The following is a 24,591-nucleotide window of genomic DNA, read 5'->3' as shown; positions in this document are numbered from 1 at the left end:
GGTAGCGTTCTCCCACGACAGCACCGGCGCGGCCATCCGGGGGACGACATGCTCATCACGGACGACTTCCTGCCCGTACCGGTTCCGGAGTCGCTGAGCGCGACCTACCTGGTGCCCATGACGGGGCTGCCGAAGGTGAGCGCGAAGACCGCCGTGGCCCGGCTCAGCGGCCGGCTGCCCGAGCCGGTGCACGGGCTGGCGCGGCACATGCTCGACAGCCCGCTGATGAGCGTGGACACCCGGCCGATCGCCGAGTTCCCCGAGCTGCCGCCGGACCTGCTCACCGCGTTCGGCGCCACCGAGGCGCAGCTGGCCCGGCTGGCCGCCGCGAGCCACCTGGTCGTGGTGCAGGCGGAATACCGGCCCGGCTGGCCGCCGGCCCACGAGTGGGCGGCCCGGGCGGTGGCCGCCGCCGTCGCCGAGTCCGTCGACGGCGACGTGGTGGACGTCTTCGGCCTCCAGTTCCTCGACCCGGCGACGGCGCTGCGCTCGCTGCCCGACGCCCAGGGGCGGATCCGCCTCGTCGACTGGGTGCTGGTGCCCTACTCCTCCGACGCCGAGGGGCTCTGGTTCACCACGAAGGGGCTGCGCCGCTTCGGGCTGCTGGAGTTGCAGACCCAGGGCGTGCCGGACCACCTGACCCGGGCCTGGGGCGCGGTGATGACGGGTGCCGCCCGGCGCCTGCTGCGGGACTGGACCGACGGGCTCTCCGGGGAGGAGGTGCCCGCGTTCGTGCAGCTGCCGGTGCTGGCCACGGTTACCGGGCACGACATCGCGGTGGCGTACGGCAATCCGGAGCAGCACGGCGCGACGGCGCCGGTGCTGCTGCGGCTGGAGCTGGACCCGGCCACCGACCCCGACGCCGACTCGTTCCTCAGCCTGCGCCCGCCGGCCGGGCACCCGGGGCCGGACGGCCGCTACTACGCCGCCGCCTGCGCCACCCTCTTCGCCGGCATCCAGCCGGACGTGCGCTACGCCCGCTCGGGCGACGCGATGAGCAAGGCGGTCGCCACCGCCCGCGCTGGGCTGGGCGACATCCGGGCCCGGTTCCTCGCCGGCCAGCTCCCGCCGGAGACGCAGCTCGTGGTCAAGTACGGCCTGCCCGGCGACGACGGCCCGGAGTACGTCTGGGCCGGGGTGACCTCGTGGGACGCCCCGGAGCGGATCGTGGCCGCCAGCGCCAGCGACGCCAACACCGACCCCACCGTCCGCATCGGCTCACCGGTCGTCGTGGAGGCCGCCGACGTCGTCGACTGGGCCGTGCTCGACGGCACCGGCGTCATCGAGGGCGGCTGGACCCAGGCCGTCCTCGACGCCGGCGAACGCCCCGACCCCCCGGTCTGAACCGGAGGGCCGGGGCGGGGGTCAGCGGACCGAGGGGGTCACGAACGGGGGTCGGGTGAGGCGCATCTGGGCGCGGCGGCCCCGGATGTCGACCTCGACCAGGTCGCCGTCGGCGAGGTTCGCGGCGGTGTCCAGCAGCGCCAGGGCGACGCCCTGCTTCCGGGTGGGCGAGAACGTGCCGCTGGTGATCGCGCCGACCTGCGCGTCGCCCACGTGCACCGCCATCCCGGGGCGCGGGATCGCCCGGTCGACCGCCTCCAGGCCGCGCAGCGTACGCCTCGGGCCGGCGGCCTTCTCGGCGAGCAGCGCGTCGCGACCCCAGAAGGCCGACTTGTCCCAGCCGACCGCCCAGCCGGAGCGGGCCTGCACCGGGGTGATCTCCAGCGACAGGTCCTGGCCGTGCAGCGGGTACCCCATCTCGGTGCGCAGGGTGTCCCGGGCGGCCAGCCCGCAGGCGCGCAGGTCGGGGCCCGCCGCGAAGAGCGCGTCCCAGACCGCGACGGCGTCGGCCGCCGGCACCACCAGCTCGTAGCCCAGCTCCCCGGTGTAGCCGGTGCGGCACACGGTCAGGTCCACCCCGTTGAGCGTCGCGGTGGAGAAGCTCATGTAGTCGTGCCCGGTGGGCAGGCCCAGCGCGTCGAGCAGCTCCGCCGAGCGCGGACCCTGCACGGCGAGGACGGCGTACGCCTCGTGCTCGTCGGTGACCGTGACCGACGCCGGGGCGGCGGCGCGGAGCCGGCGCACCACCTCGGCGGTGTTCGCGGCGTTCGGGATGAGGAAGACGTGGTCGTCGGCGTGCAGGTAGGCGATGATGTCGTCCACCACGCCGCCGGTGGCGTCGTCGCAGCAGAGGGTGTACTGCGCCCGGCCCGGCCCGATCCGGCCCAGGTCGTTGCTGAGGCAGGCGTTGACGAACTCCGCCGCGCCCGGCCCGGTCACCCGCGCCTTGCCCAGGTGGGAGACGTCGAACACGCCCACCCCGGTCCGCACCGAGGTGTGTTCCTTCAACACCCCGCCCCCGGCGTACTCCAGCGGCATCTCCCAGCCACCGAACGGGGCGAACTTGGCGCCGCGAGCGGTGTGCCGCTCGTGCAGCGGAGAACGGCGCAGCCGGGTCGCGGCGGCGGCGGAGGTCACGTCGGTCATGGGTGGGAACTTACCGGGAGCTGGGCGGCTGGTTAGCATCGGCGGGACCCGTCGAAGCCGTCGGCGGGACAGCCCCGACCTCCGGCGGGTACGTTCCGCCGGAGACCTCCATCGCCGGTACGCGACGACGCGACCGGCCCGGCCCGCCCGGAGTAGCTTCAGTGACATCGCCCAGCACCACCCTGAGCCTGGTCGACACCGACCCCGCCGAGCTCGCCGTCGACGCGATCGTGATCGGCCTGCACAGCCAGACCGGAGAGCAGGACGCCACCGCCGGCCTGGCCGGGACCCTGCTGCTGGCCAGCGGCGCGGAGAGCATCGCCGCCGCCTTCGACGGCAGGCTGACCGAGACGCTGGCCCTGCTCGGCGCGACCGGTGCCCCCGGCGAGGTGATCAAGCTGGCCACGCTGGGCACCGTGACCGCCCCGGTGGTCGCCGCCGTCGGGCTCGGCCCGGAGCCGACCGGCGCCGCCCCGGCACCGGAGACCCTGCGCCGGGCCGCCGGCGGGGCCGTACGGGCGCTCGCGGGCGCACCGCGCGTGGCGCTCGCGCTGCCCCTGCCGGACGACGCCGACGCGCCGGCCGCGCTGCGCGCGGTGGCGGAGGGCGCGCTGCTCGGCGGCTACCGCTTCGCCGGCTACAAGACCCGGCCGCAGCCGTCGCGGCGCGAGCCGGTGGCGGAGGTGCTGATCGCCGTGCCGGACGCCGGTGACGCCGGCGCCCAGGCCGAGATCGCCCGCGCCCAGGTGGTCGGCGGCGCGGTCCGGCGCAGCCGGGACTGGGTCAACACCGCCCCGAACGAGCTGCGCCCGCCGACCTTCGCCGACTCGGTGGCGGACGCCGCGCGGGAGGCCGGCCTGACGGTCGAGGTGCTCGACGAGGCCGCCCTGGCCGCCGGCGGGTACGGCGGCATCATCGCCGTCGGGCAGGGCTCGGAGGCCCCGCCGCGCCTGGTGAAGCTCAGCTACACCCCGGCCGGCGGCGGCAACGGCAAGCGCGTGGCGCTGGTCGGCAAGGGCATCACGTTCGACACCGGCGGCATCTCGATCAAGCCGGCGCAGGGCATGTGGGAGATGAAGTCCGACATGGGCGGCGCCGCCGCGGTGGCCGCGACCATGCTGGCGATCGCCGCGCTCAAGCCGTCGGTGGCCGTGACGGCGTACCTGCCGATGGCGGAGAACATGCCGTCCGGGCGGTCGTACCGGCCGGGTGACGTGATCAGCATGTACAACGGCAAGAAGGTGGAGGTGCTCAACACCGACGCCGAGGGCCGGATGATCCTGGCCGACGCGCTGGCGCGGGCCTGCGAGGACGGCTGCGACTACCTCTTCGAGACCTCCACCCTCACCGGCGGGCAGGTCGTCGCGCTGGGCAAGCGGATCGCCGGCGTGATGGGCACCCCCGAGCTGTGCGAGCGGGTCCGCACCGCGGGCGACGCGGTCGGCGAGCCGGCCTGGCCGATGCCGCTGCCGGACGACGTGCGCAAGGGCATGGACTCCGACGTGGCCGACATCTCCCAGGTCAACGCCGGCATGGACCGGGCCGGGCACATGCTCCAGGGCGGGGTGTTCCTGCGGGAGTTCGTCACCTCCGAGGTCGACTGGGCGCACATCGACATCGCCGGCCCGAGCTACCACTCCGGCGAGCCGACCGGCTACTGGACCAAGGGCGGCACGGGCGTGCCGGTGCGTACGCTGCTGCACCTCGTGGAGGACGTCGCCGCCAACGGCTGACGTACGCGGAAGAAGAGGGCCCCTCGTCGACGAGGGGCCCTCTTCCGTTCCCGGCGCGCGACGCCGGGTCAGAACAGCTCGGGGCGGCGCTTGCGGCGCTCGTTGTAGTCGCGCATCCGCTGCGGGTAGCCCATCAGCCGCACGTCGTAGACCGGGATGCCCATCCGGTACGCGAAGCGCCGGGCGCCGTCGGGGCCGTCGATGCGGCGGCGGGTCCACTCCCCGTCGTCGGCGATCAGCATGACCGTGGTCTCGGTGACGGTGGTGCGCGGCTCGATGTACGCCTCGACCCCGCGCCGGCTGCGGACGAAGCCCTCGAGGTGCTCCAGGTCGGCGCGGTCGGCGGCCCGGTCGAGGCTGACCGCCCGCGTCTTCCTGCGTCGCCGGAACAGTCCCACCGAGCGTCTCCCCTTCCCTGCGTCATCGAAGCCAGTGCCAAGCGTACGTGCCACGGACGTGTCGTTGGGCACCTCACTACGCGGGCGGCGGGCGGTGGTGACAAGATGACCGAGGTGGGGTGTGTCCGTGTTACCCCGCCGTGACCCCCGAAGCAGTGACGCGACCTGGGAGTTGGACGTGAGCGAGCCGAACGACGCAACCTTCGACATCGTCATCCTCGGAGGTGGCAGCGGCGGCTACGCGACCGCCCTGCGCGCCGTCCAGCTGGGCCTGAAGGTCGCGCTGGTCGAGAAGGGCAAGCTCGGCGGCACCTGCCTGCACAACGGTTGCATCCCGACCAAGGCGCTGCTGCACGCGGCCGAGATCGCCGACCAGACCCGCGAGTCGGAGCAGTTCGGCGTGAAGGCCGAGCTGGTCGGCATCGACATGGCGGGGGTCAACGCGTACAAGGACGGCGTGATCTCCCGGCTCTACAAGGGCCTGCAGGGCATGCTCAAGGGCAACAAGTCGATCACCATCGTCGAGGGCCACGGCAAGCTGGTCGGCAAGAACGTCGTCGAGGTCGACGGCAAGCGCTACACCGGCCGCAACGTCGTGCTGGCCTCCGGTTCGTACGCCAAGAGCCTGCCCGGCCTGGAGGTCGACGGCGAGCGGGTCATCACCAGCGACCACGCGCTCACCCTCGACCGGGTCCCGGCCTCGGCCATCGTGCTCGGCGGCGGCGTGATCGGCGTCGAGTTCGCCAGCGTGTGGAAGTCCTTCGGGGTGGACGTCACGATCATCGAGGCGCTCCCCCGGCTGGTCGCGGCCGAGGACGAGGAGTCCTCGAAGGCGCTGGAGCGGGCGTTCCGCAAGCGGAAGATCAACTTCAAGGTCGGCAAGCCGTTCGAGAAGGTCGAGAAGACCGACAAGGGCGTCAAGGTCACCATCGCCGGCGGTGACACCGTCGAGGCGGAGCTGCTGCTGGTCGCCGTCGGCCGCGGCCCGAACACCGCCGACCTCGGCTACGAGGAGCAGGGCGTCAAGATGGACCGCGGCTACGTGCTGACCGACGAGCGGCTGCGCACCAGCGTGCCGAACGTCTACGCCGTCGGCGACATCGTGCCCGGTCTCCAGCTCGCCCACCGGGGCTTCCAGCAGGGCATCTTCGTCGCCGAGGAGATCGCCGGGCAGAACCCGGCCGTGATCGACGAGGTCGGCATCCCCCGCGTCACCTACTCCGACCCGGAGCTGGCGTCGGTCGGCCTGACCGAGGCGAAGGCCAAGGAGCAGTACGGCGCCGACAAGGTCAAGACCTACAACTACAACCTGGGCGGCAACGGCAAGAGCCAGATCCTGAAGACGGCCGGCTTCGTCAAGCTCGTCCGGGTGGAGGACGGCCCCGTCGTCGGCGTGCACATGGTCGGCGCCCGGGTCGGCGAGATGGTCGGCGAGGCGCAGCTCATCTACAACTGGGAGGCGTACCCGGCCGAGGTGGCGCAGCTCGTGCACGCCCACCCGACGCAGAACGAGGCCCTGGGCGAGGCGCACCTGGCGCTCGCCGGCAAGCCGCTGCACGCACACGCCTGATCACGACAACCGCGGCGTCCGGCGACGGGCGATGATCCCACCAGGGGAATAAAGGAGTCTTTGAAGATGCCGGTATCGGTCACCATGCCCCGGCTCGGTGAGAGCGTCACCGAGGGCACCGTCACGCGCTGGCTCAAGCAGGAGGGCGACACCGTCGAGGTCGACGAGCCCCTGCTCGAGGTGTCGACCGACAAGGTCGACACCGAGATCCCGTCCCCGGCGGCGGGCGTGCTGAGCCGGATCGTGGTCGGCGAGGACGAGACCGCCGAGGTCGGCAGCGAGCTGGCCGTGATCGCGGGCGAGGGCGAGTCCACCGGCGGCGGCGAGGCCGCCCCGCAGCAGGAGGAGCCGGCCGAGGAGGCCGCCGAGGAGCCGCAGGCCGAGGCGGAGCAGCCGGCCGTCGAGGAGCCGCAGGAGCAGGCCGCGCCGGCGCCGTCGGGCGAGGGCACCCCGGTCAAGATGCCGGCTCTCGGCGAGAGCGTCACCGAGGGCACCGTCACCCGCTGGCTCAAGCAGGTCGGCGACACCGTCGAGGTGGACGAGCCGCTGCTGGAGGTCTCCACCGACAAGGTCGACACCGAGATCCCGTCGCCGGTGGCCGGCACGGTCCTGGAGATCAAGGTCCCCGAGGACGAGACCGCCGCGGTCGGCGCCGACCTGGCCGTGATCGGTGCCGCCGGCGCCGCCCCTGCCGAGGCCAAGCCGGAGCCGAAGGCCGAGCCCAAGCCGAAGGCCGAGGCCAAGCCGGAGCCGAAGCCCGAGCCGAAGGCCGAGGCCAAGCCGGAGCCGAAGCCCGAGCCGAAGGCCGAGGCCAAGCCGGAGCCCAAGGTCGAGGAGCCGACCCCGGGCATGTCGTACAACGAGCCGTCGGCGGAGGCCGAGACCTCGGCGCAGCCCGCGCAGGCCGAGCAGAAGGCCGTGCCGTCGGCTCCGACCCCGTCCCCGCAGCGCCCGTCGGCGCCCGCCCAGGGCGGCGGCGAGGAGGCCGCCGGCTACGTGACCCCGCTGGTGCGCAAGCTGGCCAGCGAGCACGGCGTCGACCTCTCCTCGGTCAACGGCACCGGCGTCGGCGGCCGGATCCGCAAGCAGGACGTGCTGGAGGCGGCGGAGAAGGCGAAGGCCGCCAAGGCCGCGCCGGCCCCGGCGCAGCAGCCCGCCGCGGCGGCGGCCCCGGCCAAGCCCGCCGCCAAGCTTCAGCCGAGCGCCAAGCGCGGCAGCACCGAGAAGCTCCCCCGGATCCGGGCGACCATCGCCAAGCGGATGCAGCAGTCGCTGCACGAGATGGCGCAGCTGACCACCGTGGTCGAGGTGGACGTCACCAGGATCGCCAAGCTGCGGGCGCAGGCCAAGGAGTCGTTCCAGCAGCGGCACGGCGTGAAGCTGTCGTTCCTGCCGTTCTTCGCCCTCGCGGCGGTCGAGGCGCTGCAGGCGTACCCGATCGTCAACGCCAGCATGGACCTCGACGCCGGCACGATCACCTACCCGGACTCGGAGCACCTCGGCATCGCCGTGGACACCGAGCGAGGTCTGATGGTGCCGGTGATCCACGGCGCCGGTGACCTGAACCTGGGCGGCATCGCCAAGCGGATCGCCGACCTGGCCGAGCGCACCCGGACCAACAAGATCAGCCCGGACGAGATCGCCGGGGCGACCTTCACGCTGACCAACACCGGCAGCCGGGGCGCCCTCTTCGACACCCCGATCGTGCCGTCGCCGCAGTCGGCGATGCTCGGCACGGGTGCCGTGGTCAAGCGTCCGGTCGTGATCAACGACCCGGAGCTGGGCGAGGTCGTCGCGGTCCGGTCGATGGTCTACCTGGCCCTGTCGTACGACCACCGGCTGATCGACGGCGCGGACGCCGCCCGCTTCCTCGTCGCGGTCAAGGAGCGGCTGGAGGCGGGCAACTTCGAGGCCGAGCTCGGCCTGTAGTCCCCGCACGAGCCCCGAAGGGCGCCCCGGTCACCGACCGGGGCGCCCTTTCGCCGTCCGGCCGCCGACCGGCCCGCCCCGCCTGCTCGGCCGCCGCCTGGCCGGGCCGCTGCCGGGCTGACGCTATTCCGGCCCGGTGGGGACAGGGCGCTGCCAGAGTGGATGGGGTGGGCGGCATCCGGTGGCGCGAGCAGCTGGGACCGGCTGTCTCGATCGCCCCCGGCGCCCGGGTCGACCGGTTCGAGATCTTCTTCGACCTGGTCTTCGTCTTCTCGTTCTTCATCATCACCCGGGCCACCGCCGCCAACATCTCCGGTTGGCAGCTCCTGCACGCGATGCTCGTGCTCGCCGTGCTCTGGTGGTGCTGGGTGGTGCACTGCGTGGTCGCCACCCGGGTCCGGCTCGGCGAGGGCTTCGTCCCGGTGCTGATGGTCATCGCCATGGCGGCGCTGTTCTGCTTCGCGCTGTCCCTCCCCCAGGCGTTCAGCGACGCGACCGACGTGGCCGCCGGGCCGATGGTGGTCGCGCTCAGCTACGTGGTGATCCGGGGTGTGCACCTGGCGCTGTACTGGCACGTCGCGCGGGAGAAACCCGGGGAGCGCCGACTGCTGCTGAAGTACTCACCGGAGGTGACGATCAGCACCATGCTGCTCACGGCCGCCGCGCTGATCCCGCCGCAGATCGACGACCCGGACCGGGCCGCGATGCTGCGCGACGGGCTCTGGGTCAGCGTCGTCGTGCTCCAGTACGGCATGGGCCTGGTCGCCGGCGCCTGGGGCTGGACGGTCACCTCCGCCGAGCACTGGACCGAGCGCTACGACCTCATCCTGATCATCGCCCTGGGCGAGTCGGTCATCTCCGTCGGCGTGGGCAGCAACCTGCTCGGTCAGCCCCCGACGTGGCCGGCGGTCGCCGCGGCGGTGCTCGGCATCTTCTTCACGGCCGCGCTCTGGTGGGCGCACTACGACGTGATCGCACCGGCCGCCCGGATCGCCCTGCACGCCGCCGAGGGCCGGCCCCGGGTCGCGATGGCCCGGGACGCGTACGCCTACCTCCACCTGCCGATGATCGCCGGGATCATCCTGTTCGCCCTCGGGGCGGAGGGGATCGTGCACCAGGTCGCCGATCCCGAGGTGCCGGTCGCGGAGCCGACGCACGGCCCCGGCGTCCTGCTGCTCTTCGGCGGGGTGATCTGCTACCTGTGCGCGAACATGCTGTTCCAGGTGCGCACCCTGGGCACCGTCTCCTGGACCAGGGTCGGCGCGGTGCTCCTGCTCGCCGCCACCATCCCCGTCGGCCAACGGCTGCCGGGGCTTGCCGCCCTCGCCCTGCTCACCGCCATCTGCGTCGGGCTGGTGGCCCTGGAGGCGGTGGTCATGGCGGACTCCCGGCGCGCCGTGCGCGAGACGGCCTTCGAGGAGAAGACCAGCCACGAGGCGCACGAGGCCGCCTGGCGCGGCCGCTGGCGCGGGCCCACCCCGGAGGAGCCGTCGACGTGATCCGTGCCGGCCCGGCCCTGACGGGGTACGTGTTCGCGCGCCTGCTGTCGTAGGCTGGCCGCAGCGTCGCGGTGCACCCGGCAAGGAGACCGCCGAGGGCATGGAGGCGCGGGACAGCATGGGACACACATGCCTCCGTTCACGCCGGACGAGCGCCTGCGGGCCTTCGGCAACCAACTGATCGAGATCCACCTCTGGCTCCGCGAGGAGCTCGCCCGCCTGCGCGACGGCGTGGACGACCCCGGCGTACGGCCGAGGGACCTGCGGACCCACTGCCTGGCCTTCTGCGCGGCGCTGACCCGGCACCACACCGGCGAGGACGCCGGGGCGTTCCGGGTGCTGGCCGAGCAGGTGCCCGAACTGGTCCCGGTGCTGCGCGAACTGGAGGCCGACCACCACATCGTGGCCGAGGCCCTGCACCGGGTCGAGGAACTCACCGGCGGGACCGCGCCGCCCGACGAGGTGCGGGCCGAGCTGGACACCCTCGCCGCGCTGCTCGAGACGCACTTCGTCTACGAGGAGAAGAAGCTCGTCGTCGCGCTCAACGCGCTGACCGCCGGCAGCACCGAGGGCCTCCTCGGGGTCCCCCTCCCGCCGCAGGACGGGTAGGTCTGCCGGTAGCAGAATCGCCGCCGTCGGGCTTGGTCGGCGGTCCCGCCCTTGGCAGGGTGGGCGCATGGCTTTCTTCTCCCTCCAGGCGGTCCCGTCCGACGGCCCGGGCTGGCTGGACCTGGCCCGGCGGGCCGAGGCGGCCGGCTTCGACACCCTGTTCACCGCCGACCATCCGGGTTCGGCGGCGTCCCCCTTCGTCTCGCTGGCCGCCGCGGCGGCGGTGACCTCGACGATCGGCCTGGGCTCGTACGTCTCCAACGCCGGCGTCCGCGAGCCGATGCTGCTCGCCTCGGACGTGGCCAGCCTCGACCTGCTCTCCGACGGCCGGGCCCGGTTCGGCCTCGGCGCCGGCCACACCCCGGCCGAGTGGCTCGCGGTCGGCCGAGAGCGGCCCGACGTCGCCGGGCGGGTGCGCCGCTGCCTGGCCGTGGCCGAGGCCGTCCGCGCCCTGCTCGACGGCGAGGAGGTCACCGTCGACTCCCCCGACCTCATCGTGCGGGGCGCGCGGCTGGAGGCCCCGCGCCCGGTGCAGCGGCGGATCCCGTTCACCCTCGGCACGGCGAACTCGGCGATGCTGCGCTGGGCCGGCGCGCACGCCGACGTGGTCGGGCTGTCCGGCCTGGGGCGCACGCTGCCCGACGGTCACCGGCACGACGTGCGCTGGCGCGAGGCGGACATCGAGGCGCAACTGGCCTGCGTCGCCGCCGGGGCGGAAGGGCGGGCCGAGCCGCCGGTGCTGGAGGCGCTCGTGCAGCACGTGGCCGTCACCGACGACGCCGAGGCCGCCGCCGCGCCGACCGCCGAGCGGATCGGCCTGACCGTCGCCGAGCTGCTCGCCACGCCGTTCGTGCTGATCGGCACCGAGGACGAGATCGTCGCGGCGGTCGCCGCGCACCGGCGCCGCTGGGGCGTCACCCGCTTCGTCGTACGCGAGGACGCGCTGGACCCGCTCACCCCGGTGCTGGCCCGCGTGGCCGCCACCGGCTGAGCCGCCGGCCTGTCGGACACGGATCAGGCGCGGTCAGGTCACCTGGCGCCTTCGCGGAGGTCGAACGGCTCATGGCCGACCTCCGCCCGGCCTCAGTCACGGCGCGGGGATGACCGCTCGGCGCATCCGCGCCGGGCCGCGTGCCCGAAGATGGAGGTATGCGGATCCTCATGGCCGGCGCGTCCGGCTTCCTCGGCACCCGGCTGGTCGACCGGCTCACGGCGGACGGGCACCAGGTCACCCGGCTGGTCCGCCGGCCGCCGCGCACCCCTGACGAGCGGCAGTGGAACCCGTCCGCCGCGCAACTCGACCCGGCGGTGGTGGCGGAGGCGGACGCGGTGGTCAACCTGGCCGGCGCGGGCGTGGGCGACAAGCGGTGGAACGACGAGTACCGGCAGCTGATCCGGTCCAGCCGGGTCGACACCACCACGACGCTGGCGATCACCATCGCCGGCCTGCCCCCGGGCGACCGGCCGAGGGCGCTGCTCAACTCGTCGGCGGTCGGCTGGTACGGCAACACCGGCGACCGGGCGGTCGAGGAGGACGCCCCGGCCGGCGACGGCTTCCTGGCCGACGTCTGCCGGGTCTGGGAGGCCGCGACCCGGCCGGCCGAGGACGCCGGCGTACGCGTCGTGCGGATGCGCATCGGGCTGCCGCTGCACCGCGACGGTGGGCTGCTCAAGCCGCAACTGCTGCCGTTCCGGCTGGGGATCGCCGGCCGGCTCGGCAGCGGTCGGCAGTGGCTGCCGTGGATCTCCCTGGCCGACTGGCTGGACGCCGCCCGGTTCGTGCTGGACCGCGACGACCTCGTGGGGCCGGTCAACCTGGTCGGGCCGGCTCCGGTGACCAACGCCGAGTTCACCCGGGAGCTGGCCCGCCAGCTGCACCGGCCGGCGATCGTCCCGATCCCGGCGCTGGCGTTGAAGGTGGCGCTCGGCGGCTTCGCGCACGAGGCGCTGACCAGCACCCGCGTCCTCCCGGGTGTGCTCACCGGGGCCGGCTTCACCTACCGCCACCCCGAGCTGGCCGCCGCCCTGCACGCCGCCCTCACCGACTAGCCGCGGCGGGGGCGGTCGGCTGGCCGAACAGCTCGCGCCGGTGCGCCGCACGACGTCGTCGAGGCCGCCCGCGTGCGGCGGGCCCGGCTAGGCGTGCGCGCCGACGCTGATCGGGCCGATGGTCAGCGACGGCGTGCCCTCCAGGATCCGGCCGACCAGCTCGACCTGCGCGTCCAGGGCCCGCCGCCGGTCGGCGCGCAACTCGGCCAGCGGTTCCACCGTGACGTGGATCCTGCGGCCGGAGCGGCGCTGGTGCCACACCCCGGCGACCGTCCCGTCCACCAGCAGCACCGGATGGTTGCCGGCCTGGCCGCCGGCCAGGGCACGGGGGCCGGCGGCGCCGGGGAAGAGCAGCTCGCGCGGGTGGCAGCCGACCTGGTAGGCGTCGAAGTACGGCAGCAGCCGCACGCCGGTGGGACCGTCGGGCGGGAAGTCGGTGTCGCCGGCCGCCACCCACGCCTGGACGCCCTCGACGGTGACCTGTGCCAGCTCCAGCGTCCCGAACAGCTCGGCCGCCCACCGCCGGGGCGCCGCCAGCCACTGCGCGAAGTGCGCCGGGGTGGCCGGCCCGTACGCGTACAGGTAGCGGCGCGCCAGCTCGGCGAGTGCCGCCGGGCCGGCCATCGGCGCGAACCCGGGCAGCCAGCGCGCCGGGCTGGTGTGGGTCGTGGCGCGGCCCCGGTTCGGGCCGGAACACATCGCCCCACGCCGGGTCGCCGCCGCCATCGCGGCCATCCACCGTGGCCACCTGTCCTGGAACGCCTCCATCACCCGGTCGCCGGCCCACGGACCGGTGCGGGCCACGACCTGCTCGGTCAGCTCCACGGTGGTCAGCTCGTCGTCGCGCAGCGCGTCCGCGATCGCCGCCACCACCTGTTCGGTCTGCGCGGGGGTGAGCAGACCCTGGCTCTGTTCCTGGGACGGGACCGGCATCGCGGACAGCGCGCCGATCCACATCGGCAGGTCGGCGGCGGCGAGCAGGTGCACGGTGCCGCGCGGCCCGCGCGTCTTGACCAGCGTGCGGTCCGTCCACAGCGCCTGGCGGACCGTCGTCCGGGTGGCCCCGGCGACGCGCAGCCCGACGGACAGCTCGGCGGCCGAGGCCACCTGGGCGTGCGCACCGCAGATCGCCGACACCACGTCGGCCACCACGCCAGCCGCCGGGTCGGGCCGCGCCCCGTCCGCCGCACGGGGGCCGTCCGCCGCCACCGGGCCAGCGGGCGTGCGGGGGCCGGCGGGGGCCGCGAGCGCGTGCCGCTCCAGCCGCCGGGCGTGCACCTGCGGCCAGGTCAGGCCGGTCACCGCAGCTTCCCGAAGAACGCCCGGATGTCGGCCGCGTGGGCCTGCGGTTCCTCCATGGCGACGAAGTGGCCGCCGGGGTTCCCCTCCGGCCAATGGATGATCTTGTTGTGCCGCTCGGCGAGGCGGCGGAACAACGGCGGCCCGCCGCCGTAGACGCCGCTGGGCACCAGGGCCTGCCCCTTCGGCCAGGCGAAGTGGGTGTTGTCGTACATGAACCAGGACGAGGTGCCGGCGGTGCCGGTCAGCCAGTACAGGGTCGCGTTCGTCAGGATCAGGTCGCGGGCGATGGCCTGCTCGGGCGTGGGCGCGGTGAGGGTGAACTCCTTGAACTTCTGGACCAGCCAGGCCAGCAGCCCGACCGGCGAGTCGTTCCAGGCGTACGCGAAGGTCTGCGGCGCCGCCCGCAGCAACGCGTGGTGGTCCACGCCACCGCTCGTCCACTGCTGCATCTCGGCGTAGAGGGCACGCTCCCCGTCGCTCATGTCCGGCACGTCGGCGTCGGTGGGGAAGCCCAACCCGCCGTCGACGTGCACCCCGACGACGTGCCCGGGGGCCGCCACGGCCACCTCCGGGGCCACGTACGCACCGAGGTCGCCGCCCTGGGCGCCGTACCGGTCGTAGCCGAGCCGGCGCATCAGCGCGGCCCACATCCGGGCGACCCGTCCGACCGTGCAGCCGGTCTGCGGCGGGGCCTGGGAGAACCCGAAGCCCGGCACCGACGGCACCACCACGTGGAAGGCGTGCGCGGGGTCGGCCCCGTACGCCCGCGGGTCGGTCAGCGGCCCGATCAGGTCGGTGAACTCCACGAACGAGTTCGGCCAGCCGTGGGTGAGGATCAGCGGCAGCGCGTCCGGCTCCGGCGAGCGGACGTGCAGGAAGTGCACGTCCAGCCCGTCGATCTCGGTGACGAACTGGGGGAACCCGTTCAGCCGCGCCTCCTGCGCCCGCCAGTCGTAGCCGGTCGCCCAGTGCTCGGCCAGGTCCCGCAGGTAGTCCAGCGGGACCCCGCGGCTCCAGCCGTCGCCCGGCAGCTGCCGGGGCCACCGGGTCCGGGCGAGCCGGTCACGCAGGTCGTCGAGGTCCGCTTGCGGGATGTCGATCCGGAAGGGCGTCATGGCGACCACGCTAGGGTTCATGTAGGTCAGCTCCTGTCATATATCGCTGGCATCCTCGATCCCGTGACCGACACCCCCGGCCGGCTGCTGACCCTGCTGTCGCTGTTGCAGACCCCTCGCGAGTGGCCCGGCAGCGAGCTGGCCGCGCGGCTCGGCGTGAGCCCGCGGACCATCCGCCGCGACGTGGAGCGCCTGCGCGAGCTGGGCTACCCGGTGCGGGCCACGATGGGCGCGGTCGGCGGCTACCGGCTGGTCGCCGGCAGGGCCATGCCGCCGCTGCTGCTCGACGACGAGGAGGCGGTGGCGATCGCGGTGGGGCTGCGGACCGCGGCCGGGCACGCGGTGACCGGCATCGAGGAGGCGTCGGTACGGGCGCTGGCGAAGCTGGAGCAGGTGCTGCCCGCCCGGCTGCGGCACCGGGTCGGGGCGCTCGGAGCGGCCACCGAACCGCTGCTGACCTGGAGCCGGCCGACGGTGGGCCCGGAGCAGCTCACCGGGCTCGCCGCCGCCATCGCCAACCGCGAGCGGCTGCGGTTCAGCTACCGCCGGCACGACGGCGTGGCCGCCGAGCGCCGCGTGGAGCCGCACCGGCTGGTGTCGGCGGGACGCCGGTGGTATCTGGTCGGCTACGACAACGACCGGGACGACTGGCGGATCTTCCGGGTGGACCGGATCGGCGAGCCGGTCTCCGTCGGGGTGCGCGCCGCGCCACGGCAGTTGCCCGCCCCGGACGCCGCCGCGTACGTGACGGAGAAGCTGCGCGAACGGACCCCGGTGCACCGGGCGGTGGCGACCCTGCACGCCCCCGTCGAGGCGGTCGCCGGCCGGCTCGGCGACTCCCCCGGCGATCTCGTGCCGATCGACGCGGGCAGCTGCCGGCTGAGCGGTCACACCGACACCCTGGAGTGGCTGGCCTGGCGGCTGCTGACCCTCGGCTGCGAGTTCGAGGTGCACGAGCCTCCGGAACTCGTCGCGTACCTGCGCGAGATCAGCGGCCGGGCCGGCCGGGCGGCGGGCCCCACGACCACGGGAGCCGGACGGACCCCACCGCCCGCGGGCGGACCGGACGGCGCGTAGCGGCGCACCTCGGGCGCCCGCGCCGCCGGCGCACCCGGGCGTCCCGGCGCCGACCCGGCCGTGGCCGGGTGCCCGTCGGGCGCCCGGCCACGGTGGCGTGGTGCGGGATCAGCAGCCGATCACCCAGTGGTTGGGGCCGGTCTGCTTCAGGGTGCTCGTGTAGAAGGTGTTGTAGAGGCCCATCCGCTGGTTCGAGCCGTTGGCGTAGGCGTAGCCGCCGGACTGGTAGGCGCGGCCGGCGGCGACGTGCGCGTAGTTGCTGGCCGTCACGCAGGTCGGCGCCGTGGTCGGGCTCGCGGTCGGGGAGGCGGTGGGGCTCGCCGTGGGGGACGCGGTGGGGCTCGCCGTCGGGCTGGGGCCCGTTCCGCCGTTCAGGCCGAAGAAGACCGCGTCGTGGTACGCCGAGCAGATGGTGTCCAGCATGTACGCGGCGGCGGTCCCGCACTGCTCGGCCCCCGGGCCCGGGTCGACCGGGGTGCCGTGGCCCATGCCGGAGACCCGGTAGACGCGGACGTCGTTGTTGCCGTACACCTCCAGGCTGGTGTTGGCGGGCAGCGACGCGGTGCTGGTGGGGGTCTGCGAGACGCCCCGGACGTTGGTCCACTGGTCACGCAGCTCGGTGGCGTTGGCCGGCACCACCGTGGAGTCCGAGGTGCCGTGCCAGATGGCGACCCGGGGGCGCGGGCCGGTGTGCCCGGGGTACGCGGCCCGGACCACGTCGCCCCACTGCTGCGGGGTCTTGTTCACCCCGCTGTACTGACAGGTGTTGGTGGAGGCGGGCGGCGAGCAGCGGTACGGCAGGCCGGCGACGACCGAGCCGGCGGCGAAGACGTCCGGGTAGGTGGCCAGCATGACCGCGCTCATCCCCCCGCCGGCGGAGAGCCCGCTGACGAAGACCCGGCGGGCGTCGGTGCCGTAGTTGTTCCTGGCGTGGTCGACCATCTGCTTGATCGACAGCGCCTCGCCCGAGCCTCGGGTGATGTCCTGCTCGACGAACCAGTTGAAGCAGCTCAGCGGCTGGTTGGCGCTGGACTGCTGCGCCACGATGAGGGCGAACTTCCACTGGTCGGCGAACTTCTGCCAGCCGGAGTTGGCGAAATAGCCGGGGGCGTTCTGGGTGCAGCCGTGCAGCAGCACGACGGCCGGGGCTCCCGCCGGCAGGTTGTCCGGCCGGTACGCGTACATGGCGAGGTTGCCGGGGTTGGAGCCGAAGTTGGTGACCTGGGTGAGGGTGGCGGCCTGGGCGGGGGCCGCGACGGTCGCCACCGCGGCGGCGGCGAGGACCATCCCGGCGACCGCGCCGGTCAGCCGGGTGAGCAGGGACGGGAAGCGGCGCACGGGGGCCTCCTGGGGACGGGGTGTGAACTGGGTCACCCGCGAATTGCCGCGACGTTACGTCGATATGTCGATGCTGTGACATGGGGCACGGTCACACATTCACCGCCCGGAGGATGTGCGTCCTGACCGGCGTGCCCGAGTGCGGTTGGTAACGTCCGCTGCGTGCCGACCTCCCCGTCCCTGGCGCCTTCGCCGGCCTCGCCGCCCCGCGTCGTCCGCCACCGGCGGGCCGACCTGATCGTGGCGCTGGTCGCGCTGGCGCTCGCCGTCTGGGTGACCAGCGGGCTGTGGCGGGACCCGAACGCCCGCACCATCACCGTCAACTCCAGCGACCAGGCGCTCTTCGAGTGGCTGCTGGCCTTCGGCGGCCACGCGGTGACCCACGGCGACAACCCCCTCTTCACCTACCTGGTCAACGTCCCCGACGGGGTGAACCTCGCGGTCAACACCTCGATCACCGTGTACGCGGTGGTCTTCGCGCCGCTGACGTACCTGATCGGGCCGCCGGCCACGTTCCTGGTTATCCTCACCCTCAACCTGGCCGCCACCGCGCTCGCCTGGTACTGGCTGCTCTCCCGGCACCTGGTCCGCAACCCGCTCGCCGCCGCCGTCGGCGGGCTGTTCATCGGCTTCTCCCCCGGCATGGTCTCGCACGCCAACGCCCACCTGAACTGGACGGCCGGCTGGCTGGTGCCGCTGCTGGTCTGGCGGACCTTCGCACTGCGCCGCTCCCGGCACCCGCTGCGCGACGGCGCGATCCTCGGCGCGCTCGTCGCCGTGGCCTTCTCCATCGCCGCCGAGGGGCTCTTCTTCACCGCGCTGGCGCTGGGCGTCTTCGTCGCCGTCTGGGCGCTGCACCCGGCCCACCGCGCCGAGGCCCGCGCGGTGCTGCCGACCTTCCTGCGCGGCCTCGGGGTGACCGCCGCCGTCGCGGGGGTGCTGCTGGCGTACCCGCTGTGGCTGCACTTCGCCGGCCCGCAGCGCTTCCACGGCACCGGCTTCGACGCGGTCATCCACTCCGAGGACGTCGTCGCCTACGGGGCGTACCCGCGCCGGTCGATGGCCGGGGAGGTCGGGCTCGGCACCCGGCTGGCGCCCAACCCGACCGAGGAGAACTCGTTCTTCGGCCTCCCGCTGCTGCTGCTCGCCGTCGCCTGCTTCGTGGCGCTGTGGCGCCGGGCCGACGCGGGCCGCCGGGCGACGCTCTGGGCGCTGGGCGTGACCGCCGCCGTCTTCACCGTGCTGTCGTTCGGCCCCGAGGCCAAGGTCGACGGGCGTCGTACGGACCTGCCGATGCCGTTCGACCTGCTCGGGCACCTGCCGGTGGTGAACGCCGCCCTGCCCGCCCGGCTGGCGCTGGTCGTGGCGCCGGTGATCGGGGTGCTGCTGGCGTACGCCGTCGACCAGCTCCGCGCCGATCCGCCCCGGCGCCGCCGGACGCGGCTGGCCTGGTGGGCGGGGTTCGCGCTGGCGCTGCTGCCGCTGGTGCCGACGCCGCTGCTGACCATCGAACGCGAGCCGATCCCGCGCTTCGTCACCGCCGGGACGTGGCGGGAGCACGTCTCCCCCGGCGGGGTGCTGACCCCGCTGCCGCTGACCCTCGACGTCTATCCCGACGGCCAGCGCTGGCAGGCGTACGCGCTGGCGCACCGGCAGGGCGAGTTCGCCATCCCCTCCGGCTTCTTCCTCGGCCCGGGCGGCCCGGACGGCCGGGGGCGGATCGGCCCGCCGCCGCGCCCGTTCAGCGCGCTGGTGGACCAGGCCGGCCGGACCGGGCTGGTGCCGATCATCACCGAGGGCAGCATCCAGGAGGTCCGCGCCGACCTGCGGCACTGGCGGATCGAGACGATCGTGCTGGCCGACGAGGTGCACGGGGCGAAGTGGCCGGTCGACGAGGAGGCGATCCGGCGTACCGTGACCGCGCTGCTCGGCCCGCCCGAGCGGGTGGACGACGTGTGGCTGTGGCGGCTCCGGTCGTGAGCCGCGTCACCGCTGGTGACCGGCCGGTACGGGTCTAGGCTTGGCGGCGTGACCACGACGACCCCCGGCCTCACGGCCGTCCGCGCCGGTGTCCTCGACTACCAGGCCGCCTGGGACGAGCAGCGCCGGCTGCACGAGTCGGTGGTGGCCGGTGAGCGCGGCGACACCGTGCTGCTGCTGGAGCACCCGAGCGTCTACACCGCCGGCAAGCGCACGGAGCCCTGGGACCGCCCCATGGACGGCACCCCGGTCGTCGACGTGGACCGGGGCGGCAAGATCACCTGGCACGGCCCGGGGCAGCTGGTCGGCTACCCCATCGTGCGGCTGCCCGACCCGGTCGACGTGGTCGCCTACGTCCGCCGCACCGAGCAGCTGCTGATCGACGTCTGCGCCGAGTTCGGGCTGACCGCCGGCCGGGTCGAGGGGCGCAGCGGGGTCTGGGTGCCGGAGGACGACCGGGGCCCGGCCCGCAAGGTGGCGGCCATCGGCATCCGGGTCGCCCGCGGCGTGACCCTGCACGGCTTCTCCATCAACTGCGACTGCGACCTAAGGCACTTCGACCGGATCGTGCCGTGCGGCATCCGCGACGCCGGGGTCACCTCGCTCACCGCGGAGCTGGGCCGCCCGGTCACCGTGGCCGACGTGCTGCCGGTCGTCGAGCGCCACCTGCCCACCCTCGTCACGACCTGACCGGTGCGGATCGACCTGGTCACCGTCGTCGTGGCCGAGTACGACCCGGCCATCGCCTTCTTCACCGGGGTGCTCGGCTTCGACCTGGTCGAGGACTCCCCGTCGCTGACCAACGACGGCCGGCCGAAGCGCTGGGTCGTCGTCCGTCCGCCCGGCGCGCAGACCGGACTGCTGCTGGCCCGCGCCGACGGCGACCGGCAGGCTCGATCGGTCGGCGACCAGGTGGCCGGGCGGGTCGGTTTCTTCCTCCAGGTCGACGACTTCGACGCCGTCCACCGGCGGATGGTCGAGGCGGGCGTCGAGTTCGTGAAGCCGCCGCGCACCGAGCCGTACGGCCGGGTCGCCGTCTTCCGCGACATCGCCGGCAACCTCTGGGACCTCCTCGGCCCACCCTGACCCCCACCCCACCCCGCCCGCCCCCGCCCCGCCCTGCGGCTCCCGCTGTCGATCATGGGGTTGACGGCGAAGTCGATCTCCGTCAGCGCCGCCAACCCCATGATCGGCGCTCGGGGACCCCCGGGGTGGGGGGGTGGGGTGGGTGGTTACGGGGTCAGGCGGTGGAGGTCGCGGGGGAAGGCGGTCACCTCCCGGACGTTGGCCGCGCCGGTGAGCCGGGCCACGAAGCGTTCCAGCCCGATGGCGAAGCCACCGTGCGGCGGCATCCCGTGCCGGAACGCGTCGACGTAGCCGGCGTACGGCTCGACCGGTTCGCCCCGGGCGGCGAGCGCCGCCAGGTAGTCGGCGTGCCGGTGCAGCCGCTGCCCGCCCGTCACCAGCTCCAGCCCCCGGAAGAGCAGGTCGAACCCGTTGGAGTACGCGGGCCGCGCCGGGTCCGGGTGGGTGTAGAAGGGCCGCTTCGCCATCGGGTAGCCGGTCACGAAGAGGAACTCCGAGCCGTGCTCCCGCCGCGCCCACTCGCCCAGCGCCCGCTCGTGCGCCGGGGCGAGGTCCGGCTCGTCGGCCGGCGCCCCCGCGATCTCGAGGGCCTCGGTGAAGTGCACGGCGGGGATCTCGGCCGGCACGTCCGGGGCCGACACCCCGAGGATGGCCAGCGCCGCCCCGGCCCGTTCGCGCACCGCGTCGAGCATGCCGGCCACGGTGTGCCGCAGCACGGCCATCACGTCCCGGTGGTCGGCGACGAAGCCCAGCTCGGCGTCGAGCGAGGTGTACTGCGCCAGGTGCCGGACGGTGTCGTGCGGCTCGGCCCGGAACACCGGCCCGACCTCGTAGACCCGCTCGAAGACGCCGACCATGAGCTGCTTGTAGAACTGCGGCGACTGGGCCAGGTACGCGGGCCGGCCGAACCAGTCCAGCGCGAAGACGTTCGCCCCGCTCTCGGTGGACGCGCCGACCACCTTCGGCGTGTGGATCTCCACGAAGTCGCGGGCCTCGAGCGCTGCCCGGAAGCCGGACACCGCCGCCGCCGAGACGCGCAGCGCCGCCGCGCGGGTCGGATGGCGCAGCGCGACGGACGCGTGGTCGAGCTGGGTGGGCAGGCTCGCGGTCAGCGCCGGCCGGTACAGGTCGAACGGCGGCGGCACGGCGGGCGGGCCGAGCGGTCGTACCGTCGGCGTTGTCAGCTCGACCCCGGCGGGGGCCGTCGGGTTCGCCACCACCGTGCCGGTGACCTCGACGACCGTTTCCTCGGTGAGTTCCTCCACCTCGGCGCGGACGGCCGGGTCGGTGACCACCACCTGGGCGAGGCCGGCGGCGTCCCGGACGATCAGGAAGGCCACCGACTTGAGCAGCCGGCGGCGGTGCACCCAGCCGGCGATCCGGACGGGCGCGCCGACATGGGTGGAGAGCTGGGTGGAAAGGATGCGTTGCATGGCGGGTACCTCCTCGATCAATCGCAACGCGATCCCCGGGAGGTGTGGGCGAGCGGGAAACCTCGCGGTGCCACCACACCTTCGCCCCCGCTGACGGGGGCCTCGTTTCGTCGCCTTTTCACCGGGGCCAGCCGGGCGGGCTCTACTGGGCCGTGCCAGGAAGGGATGCTTCCTGGCACATGCCGTTCTTCCCGCAGCTCGGGAGGGTCTTCGCGCGCCGGGGCCAGACCGCCTCGCAGCAACCGGCGGCTCTCTTCAACTGGTGGCCCGGGGCGCTACTCGGCTCCGTCACAGCTCTGCCGGGCACGCTAGCACCCCCGCCGACCCCCTGTGACGGGCTTTCCGCCGTCGCGGTGTCCGGCGTCACAAGACTGGCGGGGTGACGCCCGTCGCCCGAGCTACATCGACGGCGACCGTCGGGCGTAGGCTCGGTTTTGTGACGATCGAGCACTCCGCGCCGACGACCGGCCAGGCAGCGCGCACGACGACGCCCGCCCCTGAGGGGCGGCGCCTCCTGCGAATCGAGGCGCGCAACGCCGAGACGCCGATCGAGCGCAAACCGCCGTGGATCAAGGTCAAGGCCAAGATGGGGCCGGAGTACACCCAGCTGCGCGGGCTCGTCTCGCGCGAGGGGCTGCACACCGTCTGCCAGGAGGCCGGCTGTCCCAACATCTACGAGTGCTGGGAGGACCGGGAGGCCACCTTCCTCATCGGCGGCGACCAGTGCACCCGGCGCTGCGACTTCTGCCAGATCGACACCGGCAAGCCGGCCGAGTTCGACGCCGACGAGCCGCGCCGGGTCGCCGAGTCGGTGGTCTCGATGGGCCTGCGCTACGCGACCATCACCGGCGTGGCCCGCGACGACCTGCCCGACGGCGGCGCCTGGCTCTACGCCGAGACCGTCCGACAGATCCACGCCCTGCAGCCCGGCTGCGGCGTCGAGCTGCTGATCCCCGACTTCAACGCGGTCCCCGAGCAGCTGGCCGAGGTCTTCGGCGCCCGGCCGGAGGTGCTCGCGCACAACGTGGAGACCGTGCCGCGGATCTTCAAGCGGATCCGGCCGGCCTTCCGCTACGAGCGGTCGCTGGACGTGATCCGGCAGGCCCGCGCCGACGGGCTGGTCACCAAGTCCAACCTGATCCTGGGCATGGGCGAGGAGCGCGCCGAGGTCTCCCAGGCGCTGCGCGACCTGCACGACGCCGGGTGCGAGCTGATCACCATCACGCAGTACCTGCGCCCCACCCCCCGGCACCACCCCGTCACCCGCTGGGTCAAGCCGGACGAGTTCGTCGAGCTGCGCGAGGAGGCCGAGGAGATCGGCTTCGCCGGCGTGATGAGCGGGCCGCTGGTGCGCTCGTCGTACCGGGCCGGGCGGCTCTACCGGCAGGCGCTGGAGGCCCGCGAGGGCGCCCCGGTCACCGCCGGCTGATTCACCCGGCCGACGCGCCGGCACCGCTCGACTGCGGGCCGGCGGCCAGGTGTCATGATCGACTCATGACGGCCGGGGTACGCCAGCGGTGGCGCGACGCGCGTCCCGCGCTCCCGCCGGCCCGGTGGCCCGTGCTGCCGACCGCCCTGACCGTGCTCGCCGTCCTGGCCGGGACCGGCTACCGCCTCGGCCTGCTGCTGCACGACGCGCCGCCCACCAACAGCGACGAGGCCACCATGGGGCTGGCCGCGCTGCACATCGCCCAGGGCCGGGAGTTCCCCGTCTGGTTCTACGGCCAGGCGTACATGGGGACGCTGGAGGCGTACCTGGCCGCGCCGGTGTTCGCGCTGGCCGGCCCGTCGACGCTCGGGCTGCGCCTGCCCACCCTCGCCCTGTACGCGGTCTTCGTCCTGCTCGCCTGGCGGCTGACGCTGCGGTTGACCGGGAACCGCTGGTTCGCCCTGCTCGTCGTGGCGCTGCTGGCGCTCGGCTCGGACCGGGTGGTGAAGAACCAGCTCATCGCCGGGGGCGGCTACCCCGAGATGAACGCGGCCGGGATGGCGCTCGCCGTGCTGGCGTACGACCTGGCGGCCGGCCGGCCGGGACGCCGGCTGCCGCGCTGGACGGCGTGGGGCTTCCTGGCCGGGCTGATGCTCTGGGTGGACCCGCTGGTGCTGCCGTACGTGGCGGCGACCGGCGCGGTGCTGGTCGCGTACGGGCGGCGGGAGCTGCGCGGTCGGGCCGGGGCGCTGCTCGGTGCCGCCGCGCTCGTCGGGGCCGGGCCGCTGCTGGTGCACAGCCTGGCGACGGGGCGCAATCCGCTCGCGGCGGTGCTCGCCGCCGGCGGCTCCGGGCAGCCCGCCGGCTGGGCGGAGCGGCTGCACGGAGGGCTGCTGGTCGGCCCGCCGCTGGGCATGGGCTTCTGCTCTCCGAGCCACTGCACGCCCGGCCAGCTCTGGTGGGCGGTCGCCCTCCCGCTGCTGCTGTCCGCGGCCGCCCTCTCGGCCTGGCGCGCGCTGCGCCCACCCGTCGGAGATCTTGGACGGTTGCCGTTCCGGGTCGACGGCAAGTGTCCAAGATCGGTCGTGGCGACGGTCACGGTGGGCGGGGCGCTCCGGCTCGCGCTGGTGGCCGCCGCCGTCGCGACGCTCGCCGTCTACGCCGCCAGCAGCGCCGCGGGACGTACCCCGGTGGAAAGCTCCCGGTACCTGTCCTGCCTGCTCATCTCCGTTCCGGCCCTGCTCTGGCCGCTCTGGTCGGCCGCCCGCCGCCCGACCGGACCAACCACGACCGGGGCGGGCACGACCGAACCGGCCACGACCGAAACGGGCACGACCAGGGCGGACACGGCCGGAACGGGCACGGCCGGGCGACGGGCGGACGCAGGACCGGGCGCGGCCGGCGGAACGGGCGCGGCCGCAGCGGGGGCGGCCCGGGCGCGCGGTGACACCGGGGCGGGGGCGCGATGGGAGCCCGCGACGCGGATCGCGGCGGTCGTGGTGCTCGCGGCCACGCTGGGCACCGCCGCCGTGGCCACCGCCGGCGCGGTCGGCG

The 24,591-nt window shown here is 74.3% G+C and carries 20 protein-coding genes; 14 read left to right on the top strand and 6 right to left on the bottom strand.

The window, feature by feature from the left end; translation table 11 throughout:
- Positions 1 to 48: 48 nt before the first annotated feature.
- Positions 49 to 1,344 (top strand): DUF2314 domain-containing protein, encoded by a 1,296-nt coding sequence (locus AB0G08_RS25460; RefSeq protein WP_358092138.1) that lies wholly within the window; start codon positions 49 to 51, stop codon positions 1,342 to 1,344.
- 21 nt (positions 1,345 to 1,365) lie between these two features.
- Here the strand turns inward: AB0G08_RS25460 and gcvT are convergent, their stop codons facing one another.
- Positions 1,366 to 2,490: a glycine cleavage system aminomethyltransferase GcvT gene (gene gcvT, locus AB0G08_RS25455; protein WP_358092136.1), complete on the bottom strand. Its 1,125-nt coding sequence runs from the start codon at positions 2,488 to 2,490 to the stop codon at positions 1,366 to 1,368.
- 161 nt (positions 2,491 to 2,651) lie between these two features.
- Here gcvT and AB0G08_RS25450 point away from each other — a divergent pair, with 161 nt between their 5' ends.
- The gene (locus AB0G08_RS25450; RefSeq protein ID WP_358092134.1) at positions 2,652 to 4,223 is read left to right on the top strand and encodes a leucyl aminopeptidase; all 1,572 of its coding nucleotides are present in this window, start codon (positions 2,652 to 2,654) and stop codon (positions 4,221 to 4,223) included.
- A 68-nt stretch (positions 4,224 to 4,291) separates the two neighbouring features.
- On the opposite strand, the gene AB0G08_RS25445 is transcribed toward AB0G08_RS25450, so the two are convergent.
- On the bottom strand, positions 4,292 to 4,621 hold the full coding sequence (locus AB0G08_RS25445; protein ID WP_358092132.1) for a hypothetical protein: 330 nt from the start codon (positions 4,619 to 4,621) through the stop codon (positions 4,292 to 4,294).
- A 178-nt stretch (positions 4,622 to 4,799) separates the two neighbouring features.
- On the opposite strand from AB0G08_RS25445, the gene lpdA reads away from it, so the two are divergent.
- From lpdA to AB0G08_RS25415, 6 genes are all read left to right on the top strand, one after another.
- Entirely contained in the window at positions 4,800 to 6,191 is a 1,392-nt protein-coding gene (gene lpdA / locus AB0G08_RS25440; RefSeq protein ID WP_357880187.1) for a dihydrolipoyl dehydrogenase, read from the top strand.
- Positions 6,192 to 6,257: 66 nt separating this feature from the next.
- Positions 6,258 to 8,120, top strand: a complete 1,863-nt coding sequence (sucB, locus tag AB0G08_RS25435; RefSeq protein ID WP_358092130.1) for a 2-oxoglutarate dehydrogenase, E2 component, dihydrolipoamide succinyltransferase — start codon at positions 6,258 to 6,260, stop codon at positions 8,118 to 8,120.
- 167 nt (positions 8,121 to 8,287) lie between these two features.
- Positions 8,288 to 9,619 carry a low temperature requirement protein A gene (locus AB0G08_RS25430; RefSeq protein WP_358092128.1) on the top strand — a complete coding sequence of 444 codons (1,332 nt, stop codon included), beginning with the start codon at positions 8,288 to 8,290 and terminating at the stop codon, positions 9,617 to 9,619.
- 129 nt (positions 9,620 to 9,748) lie between these two features.
- Positions 9,749 to 10,228 (top strand): hemerythrin domain-containing protein, encoded by a 480-nt coding sequence (locus AB0G08_RS25425; protein WP_358092126.1) that lies wholly within the window; start codon positions 9,749 to 9,751, stop codon positions 10,226 to 10,228.
- A 67-nt stretch (positions 10,229 to 10,295) separates the two neighbouring features.
- Entirely contained in the window at positions 10,296 to 11,219 is a 924-nt protein-coding gene (locus AB0G08_RS25420; protein WP_358092124.1) for an LLM class flavin-dependent oxidoreductase, read from the top strand.
- 158 nt (positions 11,220 to 11,377) lie between these two features.
- Positions 11,378 to 12,277, top strand: coding sequence for a TIGR01777 family oxidoreductase (locus tag AB0G08_RS25415; RefSeq protein WP_358092122.1), 900 nt, complete (start codon positions 11,378 to 11,380; stop codon positions 12,275 to 12,277).
- 87 nt (positions 12,278 to 12,364) lie between these two features.
- On the opposite strand, the gene AB0G08_RS25410 is transcribed toward AB0G08_RS25415, so the two are convergent.
- Positions 12,365 to 13,579, bottom strand: a complete 1,215-nt coding sequence (locus AB0G08_RS25410) for a winged helix DNA-binding domain-containing protein (RefSeq protein ID WP_358092120.1) — start codon at positions 13,577 to 13,579, stop codon at positions 12,365 to 12,367.
- Positions 13,576 to 14,694 carry an epoxide hydrolase gene (locus AB0G08_RS25405; protein WP_358092118.1) on the bottom strand — a complete coding sequence of 373 codons (1,119 nt, stop codon included), beginning with the start codon at positions 14,692 to 14,694 and terminating at the stop codon, positions 13,576 to 13,578. The genes AB0G08_RS25410 and AB0G08_RS25405 overlap by 4 nt, the downstream gene beginning before the upstream one ends.
- Before the next feature lie 63 nt (positions 14,695 to 14,757).
- On the opposite strand from AB0G08_RS25405, the gene AB0G08_RS25400 reads away from it, so the two are divergent.
- Positions 14,758 to 15,771: a YafY family protein gene (locus tag AB0G08_RS25400; protein ID WP_358092116.1), complete on the top strand. Its 1,014-nt coding sequence runs from the start codon at positions 14,758 to 14,760 to the stop codon at positions 15,769 to 15,771.
- A gap of 108 nt (positions 15,772 to 15,879) precedes the next feature.
- Here AB0G08_RS25400 and AB0G08_RS25395 read toward each other — a convergent pair whose 3' ends face one another.
- A complete protein-coding gene (locus AB0G08_RS25395; protein WP_358092114.1) occupies positions 15,880 to 17,109 on the bottom strand; it encodes a PHB depolymerase family esterase in 1,230 nt (409 codons plus the stop codon).
- A gap of 162 nt (positions 17,110 to 17,271) precedes the next feature.
- Between AB0G08_RS25395 and AB0G08_RS25390 the strand changes: the two genes are divergently transcribed.
- Genes AB0G08_RS25390 through AB0G08_RS25380 form a run of 3 tightly spaced genes read left to right on the top strand, consistent with a single transcriptional unit; the run spans position 17,272 to position 20,175 of the window.
- Entirely contained in the window at positions 17,272 to 19,089 is a 1,818-nt protein-coding gene (locus AB0G08_RS25390) for a DUF2079 domain-containing protein (RefSeq protein ID WP_358092112.1), read from the top strand.
- A gap of 48 nt (positions 19,090 to 19,137) precedes the next feature.
- A complete protein-coding gene (gene lipB, locus AB0G08_RS25385; RefSeq protein WP_358092110.1) occupies positions 19,138 to 19,779 on the top strand; it encodes a lipoyl(octanoyl) transferase LipB in 642 nt (213 codons plus the stop codon).
- 3 nt (positions 19,780 to 19,782) lie between these two features.
- The gene (locus AB0G08_RS25380; protein ID WP_358092108.1) at positions 19,783 to 20,175 is read left to right on the top strand and encodes a VOC family protein; all 393 of its coding nucleotides are present in this window, start codon (positions 19,783 to 19,785) and stop codon (positions 20,173 to 20,175) included.
- A gap of 146 nt (positions 20,176 to 20,321) precedes the next feature.
- Here AB0G08_RS25380 and aspS read toward each other — a convergent pair whose 3' ends face one another.
- Positions 20,322 to 21,608 carry an aspartate--tRNA(Asn) ligase gene (gene aspS / locus AB0G08_RS25375; RefSeq protein WP_358092106.1) on the bottom strand — a complete coding sequence of 429 codons (1,287 nt, stop codon included), beginning with the start codon at positions 21,606 to 21,608 and terminating at the stop codon, positions 20,322 to 20,324.
- Between the two features lie 379 nt (positions 21,609 to 21,987).
- Here aspS and lipA point away from each other — a divergent pair, with 379 nt between their 5' ends.
- Complete coding sequence (gene lipA / locus AB0G08_RS25370; protein ID WP_358092105.1) at positions 21,988 to 23,037, top strand: lipoyl synthase; 1,050 nt, start codon at positions 21,988 to 21,990, stop codon at positions 23,035 to 23,037.
- A 65-nt stretch (positions 23,038 to 23,102) separates the two neighbouring features.
- On the top strand, positions 23,103 to 24,591 hold a 1,489-nt coding region (locus AB0G08_RS25365; RefSeq protein ID WP_358092103.1), incomplete at its 3' end, for a hypothetical protein.

Source organism: Micromonospora sp. NPDC023644, assembly GCF_040640115.1.
In the GTDB taxonomy this organism is placed as follows: domain Bacteria; phylum Actinomycetota; class Actinomycetes; order Mycobacteriales; family Micromonosporaceae; genus Micromonospora.
Note: the sequence above shows the minus strand (reverse complement) of the source record. Positions and strands in the feature narration are given on the sequence as shown.